This is a genomic window from Streptococcus sp. 2022WUSS037, assembly GCF_044427225.1.
GTDB lineage: Bacteria > Bacillota > Bacilli > Lactobacillales > Streptococcaceae > Streptococcus.
The window spans coordinates 48,910-62,511 of sequence record NZ_JAOTGJ010000002.1 but is presented as its reverse complement, the minus strand read 5'-3'; the positions used below and the strand labels follow the sequence as shown (position 1 = coordinate 62,511).

The following is a 13,602-nucleotide window of genomic DNA, read 5'->3' as shown; positions in this document are numbered from 1 at the left end:
ATTTTTTACCAATTTTTTCTCAAGGATGAAAAACAACTGCCATTCCCTTGAGAATAGCAGTTTAATCTTATTTAATTTTGTCTTCTTCGTAGTCGCCATTTGGGCAGACAACTTGTTTGCCATCACCACGAACTTTCTTCTCAACGAGATAGTGGTCACATTTTGGACAGGAACGTCCGACGGGCTTGTCCCAAGATGTAAATTCACACTCTGGGTAGCGATCGCAACCATAGAATAGACGATTGCGTTTGCTCTTGCGTTCAATCACCTGACCTTTTTGGCAAACCGGACAAGTCACACCGATTTCCTTGGTGATTTGTTTGGTATTGCGGCAGTCTGGGAAGTTGCTACAAGCGTAGAATTTTCCAAAACGACCTAACTTGATGACCATTTCATGACCACAAACATCACAATCAAAACCAGCTGGCTCATCCTTAATTTGGATTTTCTCCATCTGGTCTTCAGCCTTAGATAGCTCAACCTTGAACGGTTGGTAGAAACCATCGATGACCTTCTGCCACTGCTCTTTCCCGATTTCTACATCATCCAATTTTTGCTCCATATCGGCTGTAAATTTGACATTGACAATATCTGGGAAGAATTCGACAATGAGTTTATTGACAATCTCACCCAACTCTGTCGGTTCAAATCGCTTAGCAGCAAGCTTAACATAGTACCGTTTTTGAATGGTTTCAATGGTTGGTGCATAGGTTGACGGACGACCAACACCGTTTTCTTCTAAGGTCTTGATTAAAGTTGCTTCTGAATAGCGAGCAGGCGGTTGAGTAAAATGCTGTTCAGGATTTGTTGTTGTTCTAACAACTGTATCTCCTTGCTCCATGTCCGGCAACATCTTATTCTTATCAGAATCATTATAGACTGCCATGTAACCATCGAATTTTACTTGACTACCGTTGGCAGAGAAAATGACACCATTTTGCCCTAGGCGAACACTCATGGTATCAAAGACTGCCGCTGCCATCTGGCTAGCTACAAATCGGTTCCAAATCAAGGTATAAAGACGAAGTTGGTCCTTATCCAAATACTTGGCAATAGACTCTGGTGTCAAGTGAACATTTGACGGACGAATAGCTTCGTGGGCATCCTGGGCTCCTGTCGCATTCTTGACCTTACTACCATGTTTTGAATAGGTTTCGCCAAAACGCTCTGTGATAAATTCTGCTGCCTGAGCCTGTGCAACAGGGCTGATACGGGTTGAATCCGTACGCATATAGGTAATCAAACCTTGGGTACCGCCTGTTCCAAGACTAACTCCTTCATAGAGTTGTTGGGCAACCATCATGGTTTTACGGGTACGGAAGTTGATTTTATTAGCGGCATCCATCTGCATGGTCGAGGTTGTATATGGAAGTGGTGCATTACGCTTCCGTTCCTTACGTTCCACCTGTTCTACTAAGAAATCATCTCCGTTTAGACGTGCCAAAATCTCCTTGACTTGCTCATTGTTTTCAACCTTGACTTTTTTACCATCTAGACCATAGAAACTAGCTTGAAATTTCTTACTTCCTTTTTTGAAAGTCGCATCGATTGTCCAGTATTCTTCTGGTTTGAAATTGTTGATTTCATTTTCACGGTCAATAATCAGCTTGAGGGCAACAGATTGTACTCGCCCTGCCGACAAGCCCTTTTTGACTTTTTTCCAGAGAATTGGCGAAATGGAATACCCTACAATACGGTCCAAGACACGGCGAGCTTGTTGGGCATCAACCAAGTCATGATTGATGGCACGTGGCTCCTTAAAGGCATTTTTCACAGCATCTTTTGTAATTTCATTGAAAACAACACGGTTTTTGTCATTTTCATCTAGTCCCAAAATATGTGCCAAATGCCATGAAATTGCTTCACCTTCGCGGTCCGGGTCACTCGCCAGAAAGACTTGTTTGGCATTTTTAGCCTCTTTCTTCAAAGAATTGATAAGTGGTCCTTTACCTCGAATGTTGATGTATTCTGGTGCGTAGTTGTTGTCAAAGTCGATGGACATGCTTGATTTTTTCAAATCACGAATGTGGCCAACTGAGGCAACAACCTTATAATTTTTACCAAGATACTTCTCAATCGTTTTGGCCTTGGCAGGCGATTCCACAATGACAAGATTCTTCTTGGTTGCTGTTTTTTTCTTAGTAACTGATTTCGTAGCCATTCTTATACCTTACAATTATTTTTAACCTCACAAAGAATATACTATTTTTTAATCAGTGTCAAGATTTTTATTTTCCTATAGGAAAACTTATTTTATAATTGATAGTCCGAAAGGATATCCAAGCCCGATGTAATGCACTTTGCCCCCTCTTGAATCAAATGATGACAGCCATCTGATTTTCCATCTAAAATAGAACCCGGAATGGCATAAACTTCTCTTCCTTCTTCCAAGGCACGTTCGCAAGTAATCAAGCTACCAGACCGCAATTTTGCCTCGCAAACCACTAACCCTTCTACCAAACCAGCAATGATCCGATTCCGTTCTGGGAAATGGTATTTGAGTGGCTGGGCACCCGGTTCATACTCTGTCAGTACCAGATGGTGTTTGCCAATGTAGGTCTGCAAGTCCTTGTTTTCTTTGGGATAGACCTTATCCAAACCTGATCCAATTACAGCAATGGTTCGGCCTCCATTTTTCAAACTGGCGATGTGTGCTGCAGTGTCGATTCCTCTCGCTAAACCACTAACAATGACAAAGCGATTGTTGAGTTCTTTGATAATCTTCTGAACTGACTGAACTCCATTTTTACTGGCATTTCGAGTTCCAACAACTGCTAGCTTTGATTTTTCCAGCAATTCTAAATCCCCTTGATAAAACAAAAGTACAGGCGGATTGTAAATCTGCTTGAGAGCCAAAGGATAGACCTCATCCAAAATTGAAAAGGAAGGATACTTGTTAAATTCCTCGCGACAGGCTTTTGTATCTAGATTCTTATAATTTTCCATAAATAGCACTGGATTTTTACATTCAGACACTACAGCAACATTGCGTAAAGTCAATTTTTTACCGTGTTTTTCTTGATAGGCCAAAACTTTATTAATGTTAAGATTGGTCAAGCCTGCTTTTTTCCATTTAAACAATTCAAAATTATTCATTTTCTTCACCTCACTATTATTATTCGCAAGGGAAAGAAAAAATTCTCCCAAATGGAAGAATTATTTTTGAGGTATTTCTTTTATCACACGCGCAGGATTACCCGCTAAAACAACATTATCACCAAAAGATTTGGTCACAACTGCTCCTGCTCCAACAACCACATTATCGCCCAAGGTCACACCTGGTAAGATAATGGCACCGCCACCAGCCCAGAAGTTATCTCCAATGGTAATTGGAGCCCCGTACTCCAAACCAGAATTGCGTTCGTCAGGGTCCAAGGGATGCAAGGGTGTCAACAATTGCACATTGGGACCGAGCATGGCATTTTTCCCAATTCGTATCGGACAGACATCAAGCATAGTACAGTTAAAATTAGCATAGAAATCCTCTCCGACATGAATGTTACTTCCGTAATCGCAGTAGAAATTTGGCTCCATGTAAATCCGCTCACCTGTAGCTCCAAACCAATTTTTCAATTGCTCCGAACGGGCTTGACCATCTAATTCTTCGTTAAATTTTTTCATCTGTTGGCGGGCAAAGGTTCGCATCTCTCTCAATTCAGCATCTGCCGCCATATAACATTGCCCAGCTATCATCTTTTCTTTTTCTGTAGGCATATATTTACTCCTTTTTTTATTCTTACTACTAATCATAGGATTTCTCATTCTAAAAGTCAATCCTTCTTGACAAGTCCAGCTAAGATTTGGTATTGTTCTTATTAATTTAAACCAACGAAAGAGGGAATCATGCAAGAAAAACATGAACAAACTATAACTTTGACTACTGCAGAATTGCTTGGGTTGATACAAACTGAATCGGTGCAATTACTAGACGTTCGTGACCCAGAAGAATATTCAGCTGGTCATATTGATGGTGCTATTAATTGTCCCATGGATCGGATTGCCACATTTGATGGACCAGTCGACCAACACTATCTCCTCATCTGTAAGAGCGGAAAACGTAGCAAGCTGGCCAGAGAAATCATGTCATCTAAGGGATATAAGGCAAATGATATTGCAGGTGGCATGGATGCTTGGGACGGATTGATTGTGAAATGAGGGTATTTCGGAAAGGAAGTACCCTTTTTCTTTACTTTATTTTTTAAAAATTATATAATCTAGTTATGGATACTAGATAAAAGAAAGTAGATAATCATGAAACAAACTATTCCCTACTGGCATAAATTACCTGATTTAGATTTATATTTAGACCAAGTTCTGCTGTATGTTAATCAGACGACCACTTCATCAGAGCTATTGGAACAAAAAAGTTTGACGGCCTCTATGATAAACAACTACGTCAAACATAAACAGCTTGAAAAACCAATTAAGAAAAAATATCAAAAACAGCAAGTTGCCCGCTTGATTGCCTTGACTATCTTAAAAAATGTCTTTTCTATTCAAGAAATCAGTCAGACCTTAAATCTTCTTCTCCACTCGAACAACTCTGAAACCTTATACAATCATTTTGTTGACTGCATGCGAAATGAGGAGAGCGATGAAACGCCTGACATCATTCGTTATGCCTGCCAGTCTGTTAAACTATATTACAAAACCCGTCAACTCACCATGGAGTTAGAAAGGAGTCACCATGAATCCTAGTTTGAAATTAAGCCTGAAATTGTCTTTTGGCGAAGAAGTCGCAAATACTGTCACCCATGCAGTCGGTGCCTTGCTTATGTTGGTCTTACTCCCCATTACTGCTATCCATTCTTTTCAAGATTATAACGTGACCGCTGTGGTCGGCATGTCCATCTTTGTCATCAGCCTATTTCTCATGTTCCTATCCTCCTCCATCTACCACTCCATGCCTTATGCTTCTACTCACAAATACATCCTAAGGATTATCGACCACAGCATGATTTACATTGCTATCGCTGGAAGTTACACACCTGTAGCACTTTCCTTGGTCGGTGGCTGGTTGGGATATCTAATTGTTGGTTTGCAATGGGGATTGACCATTTTCGGTATTCTCTACAAAATATTTGCTAAAAAAATCAATGAAAAATTCAGCCTTTTCCTCTATCTCTTTATGGGATGGTTGGTTGTCTTTATCTTGCCAGCTATTCTGCAAAAGACTGGACTTGTTTTCGGAATTTTGATGCTAGCTGGTGGTTTATCTTATACTATTGGAGCCCTCTTCTACGCCAAGAAAAAGCCTTACTTCCACATGATTTGGCATCTCTTTATCCTACTGGCTTCAGCACTTCAGTATATCGCCATTGTCTACTTTATGTTGTGACCTATGTTACGAGTTCACAGATTATTGATACTTGGCTACTTTTGAAATTTCTTGAGCAGGTGATTCATACTCATTTAAAATCAAAAATAGCTATCTACCAATAAAAGTAGATGTAGATGGTTTCGATTTTGAATTTTTTCAAAAGAAAACAACATGCTTAAAATTAATGATTCGTAACTCGAACATAAATAGAACAGTTTTGCGTATTATAAATAATTTACGCTTGCTATTTTTGAACTTAACTGAGTATCAGTATAAACAAAAAATAAAACGCATAAAACCATCGTTATAAGTGAAACGTATAGTTTTATGCGTTTTTCTACTGCTATTAGAATACCTTAGTATACAAACTGAATTCGATTCATCATAATACTAACTATTCAAAAATAATATACACTACTTTTTTTACGTCATCCAATTGTATCCAACTTGTATTTGGATTGGTATAAAACGATATAGATTGTTGACTGATTTCTTGATTCTCTTCTATTGTTGAAGGAATATAGTTCACACCTTCTAACTTTAAAAAGTTATCACTTCGTCCTTGACTTGGTAAAGGATCCCACCAAAAGAAACTCTTACCAACTGGTTCTCCAGCAATAATAAATGGAATTCGATTTCCTTGATACTTACCAATAAATTGCACACGATAGTCAGAGTTTGGAATTGCTTTCTTAATTGTTTGAGCCAAGTTGCGATCGTCTTGATACTGACGGTAATTCTGATATACCAAAAAGACTGTAATCATTGTGAAAGTAATCAAGGATAATTCTATGAAATGTTTTAGCTTTTTCTTTTTACCATAATAAATTGACGAAAAGATAATACCTACTACAAATGGAAACGTAGGAAATAAAGCACGGTATTGCAAATTTCCTACAGCAGCTAAAGTTAAGAAAGGTGAACAATAAAATGCAGATTTAAGAAAAAAACTGCTCATATCTATCTTTTTCGAAAATAATTCAAATAAAAAATAAATAGTAACAAAAACTATGATAACAATCGCCAATAGAGATACTTTACTTAAAAACAAAATATGAAGGTAATCACTATTTCCATTTTGTTGATTGAATAAGTGGTTAAGTAACCAATACACCCCCAAACTAAAACAAGGTGCTAAAAAGAGTTTCAATATAACTAACCGTGGTTTCAATGTATCCTTATTTTGTAGTAAAAAATAAGAAGTGCTAGCGATTATAAAGTCCAGAAAAGATTGGTAAACACTAATGGCGAATCCAAATATTAAAATCGGAATCAACCAAGTATACCAGTTGGTTGATGTTGAAAAATAATAAGCAGATAAAACTACCAATAAACAGGTAAAAACCACTTCTGCATTTTGTAATTGAAAATAAATCTGAAAATAAGTAATCGGCAAGGATAAGAAAGTTAGAGAAAATATAATAAGATGAACTTTTAATTTTTTACTTACAAAGTACAAAAAGAAACCCAGCCCTATTATCATTATTAGGTTATTTAAAATTGGAGAATATCCTGTTGGAAAAAAGAGTTTTTTCAAACCAACTAGACCAATCCGTCCTATTGTTTCCCAAGAAAATAACAAATAGTCATAATGAAGAATTGCATTTTCTGTATCAATCCCAACAGTTGGAAAGATAATAAAGTGCCCCAAAAATAATATTGGAAGGAGATAGGCCCAAATCAAGTCTTTAAATCGTATAAAAAATCTCATTTTTCCTCCTAATGCATTAAACTGATAATCATTCCAATCAGATAAAGGACTGACACGATGCTCAAAAATACCAAATGCGCCTTTCGACTCATGACCACATAGCCAACAAATTCCCGAATGAAAGCATTAAGGCTAAAGTAAAATTTGGTTTTTGCACCGTAGCCGATACACTTGATTTTCAATTGTCGTGCCAATAGCAGAGCTCTGAAAACGTGATAGTAATTGGTTACAAGGGCAAATCGACTGCCAGGTTTCATCAGGGCATAGGAAAATTTCAAGTTTTCCTCGGTATTGGTTGATTGGTTTTCTATCACAATATCTTCCACAGGAATACCCTGTTCCATGGCATAATTAGCCATGGCCTGCCCCTCTGCCAAGAGTTCATCAGGTCCCTGTCCACCTGACATGATGAGCTTGCTGCCAGGATGTTTCTTGTAGATCGCTATGCCTTTTTCAATCCGCGAAGCCAAAAGTGGCGTTACCTTGTCACCAATCAAGCCCGCACCTAAGACCACCACATAATCAAGCTTGCCTGGGAAGAGATTGACCAAATTGACAAAGCTAGACGTGGTATAGAGCATGCTGATGATAATCGCATAGGACACCAAAAAACTAACGTAGAGGAACAGCATGATGAAAAAGCTGATGCCTGAAAGGGATTGAACCACAAAGGGAGCGATGAAGAGATAGTAAGTCAGGGCAACCGCCAGTCCCATGGATAGGAAATTATGGAAGCGAACCCCTTCTCTCTTCAAAATCTGAAAGCCATTCAGATAAAGTGTGAAAAGCAAGACAAATGGACCACTTAACAAGGCTAAATAGAGCACCATCGCCATGGCTATAGCCAGCAAACGCAAGATTTCATTGTTTTCGAGAATGCCTGTTGAGATAATCCATGCCAAGGCCCAGACGAGGATATTCAAGGCAAACAGTGAGATAAAAATCGACCGCCGCTCCCAGAAATAGACGAGAGCAAACAGACCGATAGCTGCTAAAAATAACCAGAAAAAGAATGTCACGACGTATGTCCTCCTGTTACCATAGACTTAATGGGCTCAAAGGTCTTGCGGTGAATGGGCGTGATGCCTAGCTTGTTCAAGCCTTCCAAGTGCTCTGCCGTTCCATAGCCTGCATTTTTGGCGAAGCCGTAGTCTGAGAACTCCTTGGCGTAATCCGCCATCATCTTGTCCCGCGTCACCTTGGCCACGATAGAGGCAGCTGCGATAGACAGACTGTTGGCATCCCCCTTGATGATAGAGGTTTGCGGTATGGAGGTATTCAACTTCATTGCATCTATCAAGAGATGTTCAGGCTCTCGGCTCAACTGTCCCAAAGCCTCTAACATAGCTAACTTGGTCGCCTCGTAGATGTTGACCTGGTCGATGACAGCTGCGTCTTTGACGCCCACACCGACTGCCACTGCTCTCTCCATGACTTCTTGATAGATAGCTTCGTGCTTGGACTTGGGGATTTTCTTGGAGTCGTTGAGGTAGCGGATTTTGCACCCTTTGGGCAAGATAACCGCCGCTGCCACCACAGGACCTGCTAGAGGCCCCCGGCCGACTTCGTCTATACCAGCGATTAACTCTACCCCATTTTCATAAAGGGCTTTTTCGTAGCATAGCATAGCTTCTAAGCGAGCATCTTCTGCTGCTTCATTTTCTAGCTCCTTACGGCGTTTCTTGATAGCAGCATGGACCCCTGCTCGCACGTCCTGAGCTAAGTCCGACCAGACAGGACTGTCAAGACTGTCTACCTGAGCCAGCAGAGCAGTCACTTCCTTAATCGTTGCCATCTAAGTCACTCACCCTGTCCAATGTATAAGTGCCCAAACGCCCGTCCCGAACATCCTTGACAAAGAGGTTGTAAAAACGGTCATAATCATCACGGAAGCCCAATTTCTTGGTCCAGTCCATAATGAGTTCAGGCGTTTCCTGCTCCAAATCCATGCCCTTGAACCGCTCTTGCAAGCGTTCTGGGTAATGCACCTTGAAATAGTCCAAACCAAAAATAGTGACCTCGTCCATAGGCAAGAGTTGGTCCTTAATCGCACCAGTCAGAGCCAACTTAAGTCCAACTTCCTGATCCTCAAACTTAGGCCAGAGAATACCTGGTGTATCAAGGATTTCAAGGTCCTTGTTTGACTTGAGCCACTGTTGACCTTTGGTCACACCTGGTTTGTTACCGACAACGGCGATTTTCTTTCCAGCCAGACGGTTCATGAGGGTGGATTTTCCAGCGTTTGGAATACCGATAATCATGGTTCGCAAGGTCTCCTTTTGAATCCCTCTTTCGCGGAGGCGTTCAATCTTGTCTTTCATCAGACTCTTGGCTGCGTCGGTCACTTTTTTCACCGTCGCTTGCTCTTTTGAGTTGATAGCAAGGGTACGAATGCCTTGACCTTCAAAGTAGCTCTGCCATTCTTTGGTACGAACAGGGTCTGCCAAATCGACCTTGTTGAGAATCATGAGCTTGGGCTTGTCGCCGACAATCTTGGTCAGCATGGGGTTTTGGCTGGATAGGGGCAGGCGGGCATCGACCAAAATAGTCACGAAATCAACGTGCTTGATGTTCTCCTGCACCTGCCTGCGAGCCTTGGACATATGGCCCGGAAACCATTGAATTGTTGCCATTTAATAAAATTCCTTTCGTAGCAAGGGTTTGAGGCACTTGCTGCCTTTATTTTTCATCTAGGCACCAAATAGGCACCAAAATTTCGATTACCATGACATTTCATAAGCCAACACTTTACCATTGGATTATTGCCATAGGATACTCCTTCATCTTACTTCATTGAAAAAAGCCGTAAAAACGGCTTGGTTTTTTATTATTATAGCAGAAAATCAATATTTTGTCTTACTTGTTCCTCTTAAATTCTCTCCCGTAACTTTTCGACAAAGAGATAGGCTGCGGGACAAATCAGAGTATTTTTTATTGTTAAATTGTTGATTTGATAAATCTTCTTGCGGTCAGTATGCGGAAATTCTCGACAGGCTTTGGGACGAGCATCATAGATACTACATAGATTATCGCCTCCAAGGAAGGGACAGGGCATGGATTGAAATACCTTATCTCCGTCCTCATCCACACGCAAGTACATGTCCTCAAAAACTGGAAGTTTCATGCGCAAATGCTTGGCAATTCGGGTAATATCTGCTTCTGTAAAGAGCGGTCCCAACGTTTTACAACAGTTGGCACACTCTGTACAGTCGATTTCAGAAAATACTTCGGCATGAATATCTTGAACAATTCTATCCAAATTTTTAGGTGTTTTTTTCTTCAAATTTGCTAGAAATTTTCGATGTTCTCCTTGCTTCTGCTGGGCCAATTGCTTGTATCTTTCAATGTCGACGGTCATAAACTCTCCTTTTCGACCACTATTATACCACAAACTAGCTATTGAGCTCTGCTATTTTTCTGCTGAGCTAAATTATAGCATCACTTAATAAGGTTAGTGTCAGCATCTCAGCGCAGTGGTTGATTGGCTTTAACAGTCCAGTGGACTGTTAAAGGTTGGAGATAAGATTTGCAAAGCAAATCTCAGCAATTCGCGTTTCACACTCCAAATCTGACCGTTACGACTGTTGCGAACAAAGTTCGCTCTATCTCCAACCTCAAACTGTCTCCCAGACAGTTTGAGCTGTGCGGGGGTGGGAGTGAAACAGTCTGGGAATAGACTGTTTCAGCTCAACAACTAGAAATAAAGACTTGTTTGACGAACTCTTTTTTCCCACTCCCAAAAATCCTGTGGGAAACTTCGGCTACAGGTAGACCAATAATGGTGTGAATATCCCCAGAAATACCTGCTATAAAGCGTGGGTCAAGCTCCTGAATACCGTAGGCACCTGCCTTGTCGAGTGGCTGTTTTTCACGGATATATGATTGAATAACCTCTTCAAGGGCTGGATAATAGTCGACAAAATCAATCTGTGCAACCGTATAAAAAACATCCAGTGAGTGACTTGTCCGTAGGCAGACAGACGTTACAACGTGATGACTCTTTCCAAAATAGGAACGTAACATGGTTTCAGCTTCTGTCAAATCTTGAGGCTTGTTAAAAATTTGCCCATCTGACACGACGATTGTATCCGCAGAAATGTAGAGATGACCAGTTACCAAATCCATGTCCGATTTGGCTTTGGAAATTTCACAACAAGTTTTTGCAGCTCGAGTGAGAAAATCATCTGTAGCGAATTGTTTCATAAAATGTTCTTCGATACCACGCTCATCCACTTCAACTGATGCGATTTGTGGTTGTAAAAATCCCAATAATTGTTTACGACGCGGGGAGTTGCTGAGCAGAACGTAAGAACTAATCTGCTCACGACTCCCTTCTTTTTGATAGTTAAATACAGTTTGCATATTTCCTCCAGTCAAAAACAGAGCCCTAAGACCCTGTTTCTGCCATTCTATTAGTTTGTTTTACGGCGACGAACGGTCACTGCAAGTCCAGCAAGACCAAGTCCAAATAGGCTGAGCGTCAGATTCATCTGGTCACCAGTATTTGGCAAGACTCCTGCTTTTGTAGTTTTTGCTGGACTTGCTACTTCTGGTTTTTTATCTCCTACTTTCGGAGAATCAACTGGGACCTTCTTGTCCGTTGCTGAAGTATTTTGTACTTGATTAGATGGTGAATCTATATTTTCGGCTGGAACAGTTTCTGGATTTGATGCTGGATTTCCTGGATCAGTATCCAATAAAATTTCGATAAAGTCTGGGTAGCCATCTTCATCCGTATCAATGCTTGAATTTACAGGAATGATACGTGAATATGGGTTGACAACCTCATAAGCTGATAAGTCAGCTGTCTTTAGGTATTCAGCAAAGACGCTGTCCATTGAAGGACCTTCTTCACGTGCTCCACCAAGCATTGTGTAGCCATCACCACCAGCAGCAAGGAAGTCATTTGTTGCTAAATAGTAGTTTTTTTCAAGATCCAAGGCGTCATATTCGCCAGTCTCTGGATTAAGAATACCGATAAGAAGAACACGTTCTTCTACAGGAAGAGTTGGATCGTAGAATACATTTGCTCCTGAAATGTGTAGGAATCCACCACTAGCTTCAAAGAGTGGCATACCATTTTCATCTAAAAGCATCTCGCCAGTTTCTGGATTCACTTGCAAAGTAGATGATAAAGACTTGGTAAACATATCATAAATTTGCTGACCAGTCACAGTGATTTGAGAAACAATGTTACCAAATGGTAAAACTGCAATAATATCACCTTTTGTAACAGGCTGATCTTTAGCAATTGTTGCACGTAGACCACCACCATTAGTCACAGCAAGGCTAGTTTTGTTTGAAAATCCTGTTTGACCATAGGCATAGATTGCATCCGTCACTGCATTCCCCAAGTTGGTTTCACGAACACGCACGTTTGAGCGGTCTCCGTTTAATTCCACTGGGTTATTTTCAATAACTACTTGAGCATTTTCAGCTTCATATTTTGCTTTAATTTCATCAACCAAGGCTGCAATTTTAGCATTTGGCGTCACATTTTTAGTATCCGCGGCAGAAATCAAACTAGCTTCACCCAATAATTTATCGGATTTCAAGGTTACTTTACCGATATTGTTCAAGTAAGAGCCTGTTTGATTATAAGTAACATTATCCCCATAGGTAGTAGCTTCTACCGTGTGGGAATGACCGTCGATAACAATAACACGTTTACCAGCTAATTTACTATTTTTAGAAAGTGCTTCAGCAAGAGTTGAGCCTCTCCATTCAACAGGTGTTGTAGAATCGACACCTAGGTGAGCTAGAATGATATAGTTCTTGTAAACACGGTTATCTGCTAGAGCACGTGCTTCCACTTCGTCAATCACTTTATTGACTTCTGTGACTGGGTCGGTAAATGTTACTCCCTCAACATTTTTCGGATGGGTTTTTGTAGCAGTTTCAGGTGTTGTTACACCGATAACTACAAATTCATCACCTACAACAGTTGGAGTTTTATCGACGATAGTTGAAGCTTCAAAAACACGAGCGCCATTAACGTAAGTGTTAGCACTCAATAGCGGGAAGTTCAAGGTTTCCTTGTACTTGATTGCTTGATCCATCCCAAAGTCAAATTCATGGTTACCAACAGCCATTGCATCATAGCCGACTTGGTTCATGATATTGGCGCGGTCTTCACCTTTTGTAGAGTTGGAAATTGGAAGTCCTTGGAAGGCATCACCAGCATCTACTACAATTGTATTCTCTACTTTGGCACGTTCTTCTTCAATGACTGCCGCAGCCTTTGCGTCACCGATGACATTCTTTTCTTCAAGAATGCGACCGTGAACGTCGTTTGTGTGGATAATGACTGCCTCTACTGTTTCTTCCGCAACAGGGACAACAGTTTCCTCCGTTGCTACGTTTTCAACTGACGTTGCTGGTACCGTAGCAGTTGCATCAGTCGTTGCTGGCTGATTGGTTGTGGTAGCTGCAGTTGTTGTCTCAGCAGCTTGTACTTGTTGAGCTAAAACAAATGGAGCCAACAAGAGTGTAGACATTACAGGCAACAAGATTTTTTTATTTTTCATAAATAGACCTTTCTTCGGCATTTTTTATATCCCTATTATACACT

General features: G+C 40.5%; 13 protein-coding genes. 3 read left to right on the top strand and 10 right to left on the bottom strand.

Annotation, left to right across the window (positions count from 1 at the left end; translation table 11 throughout):
• Positions 1–67: 67 nt before the first annotated feature.
• The 3 genes from topA to ODU55_RS01670 all read right to left on the bottom strand — a co-directional run bounded on the left by topA (position 68) and on the right by ODU55_RS01670 (position 3,714).
• Positions 68–2,161, bottom strand: a complete 2,094-nt coding sequence (topA, locus tag ODU55_RS01680; protein WP_398581669.1) for a type I DNA topoisomerase — start codon at positions 2,159–2,161, stop codon at positions 68–70.
• Positions 2,162–2,253: 92 nt separating this feature from the next.
• Positions 2,254–3,096 (bottom strand): DNA-processing protein DprA, encoded by an 843-nt coding sequence (gene dprA / locus ODU55_RS01675; protein ID WP_398581668.1) that lies wholly within the window; start codon positions 3,094–3,096, stop codon positions 2,254–2,256.
• Positions 3,097–3,156: 60 nt separating this feature from the next.
• Entirely contained in the window at positions 3,157–3,714 is a 558-nt protein-coding gene (locus ODU55_RS01670) for a sugar O-acetyltransferase (protein WP_398581667.1), read from the bottom strand.
• Between the two features lie 129 nt (positions 3,715–3,843).
• Between ODU55_RS01670 and ODU55_RS01665 the strand changes: the two genes are divergently transcribed.
• The 3 genes from ODU55_RS01665 (at position 3,844) to ODU55_RS01655 (ending at position 5,338) form a co-directional block, all read left to right on the top strand.
• Positions 3,844–4,155: a rhodanese-like domain-containing protein gene (locus ODU55_RS01665; protein ID WP_398581666.1), complete on the top strand. Its 312-nt coding sequence runs from the start codon at positions 3,844–3,846 to the stop codon at positions 4,153–4,155.
• Between the two features lie 96 nt (positions 4,156–4,251).
• Positions 4,252–4,698 (top strand): DUF1836 domain-containing protein, encoded by a 447-nt coding sequence (locus ODU55_RS01660; protein ID WP_398581665.1) that lies wholly within the window; start codon positions 4,252–4,254, stop codon positions 4,696–4,698.
• On the top strand, positions 4,688–5,338 hold the full coding sequence (locus ODU55_RS01655) for a hemolysin III family protein (protein ID WP_398581664.1): 651 nt from the start codon (positions 4,688–4,690) through the stop codon (positions 5,336–5,338). The genes ODU55_RS01660 and ODU55_RS01655 overlap by 11 nt, the downstream gene beginning before the upstream one ends.
• Positions 5,339–5,714: 376 nt before the next feature.
• On the opposite strand, the gene ODU55_RS01650 is transcribed toward ODU55_RS01655, so the two are convergent.
• The 7 genes from ODU55_RS01650 to nt5e form a co-directional block, all read right to left on the bottom strand.
• Positions 5,715–7,031: a glucosyltransferase domain-containing protein gene (locus ODU55_RS01650; RefSeq protein ID WP_029187276.1), complete on the bottom strand. Its 1,317-nt coding sequence runs from the start codon at positions 7,029–7,031 to the stop codon at positions 5,715–5,717.
• 8 nt (positions 7,032–7,039) lie between these two features.
• On the bottom strand, positions 7,040–8,050 hold the full coding sequence (locus ODU55_RS01645) for a YdcF family protein (protein ID WP_398581663.1): 1,011 nt from the start codon (positions 8,048–8,050) through the stop codon (positions 7,040–7,042).
• Positions 8,047–8,826 carry a ribonuclease HII gene (locus tag ODU55_RS01640; RefSeq protein ID WP_398581662.1) on the bottom strand — a complete coding sequence of 260 codons (780 nt, stop codon included), beginning with the start codon at positions 8,824–8,826 and terminating at the stop codon, positions 8,047–8,049. Before ODU55_RS01640 ends, ODU55_RS01645 begins: the two co-directional genes overlap by 4 nt.
• Positions 8,813–9,664, bottom strand: a complete 852-nt coding sequence (gene ylqF / locus ODU55_RS01635) for a ribosome biogenesis GTPase YlqF (protein WP_398581661.1) — start codon at positions 9,662–9,664, stop codon at positions 8,813–8,815. The genes ODU55_RS01640 and ylqF overlap by 14 nt, the downstream gene beginning before the upstream one ends.
• A 236-nt stretch (positions 9,665–9,900) precedes the next feature.
• The gene (locus ODU55_RS01630) at positions 9,901–10,389 is read right to left on the bottom strand and encodes a YkgJ family cysteine cluster protein (protein ID WP_398581660.1); all 489 of its coding nucleotides are present in this window, start codon (positions 10,387–10,389) and stop codon (positions 9,901–9,903) included.
• A gap of 329 nt (positions 10,390–10,718) precedes the next feature.
• Positions 10,719–11,393, bottom strand: coding sequence for a Maf family protein (locus ODU55_RS01625; protein WP_398581659.1), 675 nt, complete (start codon positions 11,391–11,393; stop codon positions 10,719–10,721).
• A 50-nt stretch (positions 11,394–11,443) separates the two neighbouring features.
• A complete protein-coding gene (gene nt5e, locus ODU55_RS01620) occupies positions 11,444–13,558 on the bottom strand; it encodes a cell surface ecto-5'-nucleotidase Nt5e (protein ID WP_398581658.1) in 2,115 nt (704 codons plus the stop codon).
• Positions 13,559–13,602: the final 44 nt, after the last annotated feature.

Excerpts from the sequence above, each read along its gene's own strand:
- topA (WP_398581669.1), bottom strand. The coding sequence starts at position 2,161 with ATGGCTACGAAATCAGTTACTAAGAAAAAAACAGCAACCAAGAAGAAT.
- dprA (WP_398581668.1), bottom strand. The coding sequence starts at position 3,096 with ATGAATAATTTTGAATTGTTTAAATGGAAAAAAGCAGGCTTGACCAAT.
- ODU55_RS01670 (WP_398581667.1), bottom strand. The coding sequence starts at position 3,714 with ATGCCTACAGAAAAAGAAAAGATGATAGCTGGGCAATGTTATATGGCG.
- ODU55_RS01665 (WP_398581666.1), top strand. The coding sequence starts at position 3,844 with ATGCAAGAAAAACATGAACAAACTATAACTTTGACTACTGCAGAATTG.
- ODU55_RS01660 (WP_398581665.1), top strand. The coding sequence starts at position 4,252 with ATGAAACAAACTATTCCCTACTGGCATAAATTACCTGATTTAGATTTA.
- ODU55_RS01655 (WP_398581664.1), top strand. The coding sequence starts at position 4,688 with ATGAATCCTAGTTTGAAATTAAGCCTGAAATTGTCTTTTGGCGAAGAA.
- ODU55_RS01650 (WP_029187276.1), bottom strand. The coding sequence starts at position 7,031 with ATGAGATTTTTTATACGATTTAAAGACTTGATTTGGGCCTATCTCCTT.
- ODU55_RS01640 (WP_398581662.1), bottom strand. The coding sequence starts at position 8,826 with ATGGCAACGATTAAGGAAGTGACTGCTCTGCTGGCTCAGGTAGACAGT.
- ylqF (WP_398581661.1), bottom strand. The coding sequence starts at position 9,664 with ATGGCAACAATTCAATGGTTTCCGGGCCATATGTCCAAGGCTCGCAGG.
- ODU55_RS01630 (WP_398581660.1), bottom strand. The coding sequence starts at position 10,389 with ATGACCGTCGACATTGAAAGATACAAGCAATTGGCCCAGCAGAAGCAA.
- ODU55_RS01625 (WP_398581659.1), bottom strand. The coding sequence starts at position 11,393 with ATGCAAACTGTATTTAACTATCAAAAAGAAGGGAGTCGTGAGCAGATT.
- nt5e (WP_398581658.1), bottom strand. The coding sequence starts at position 13,558 with ATGAAAAATAAAAAAATCTTGTTGCCTGTAATGTCTACACTCTTGTTG.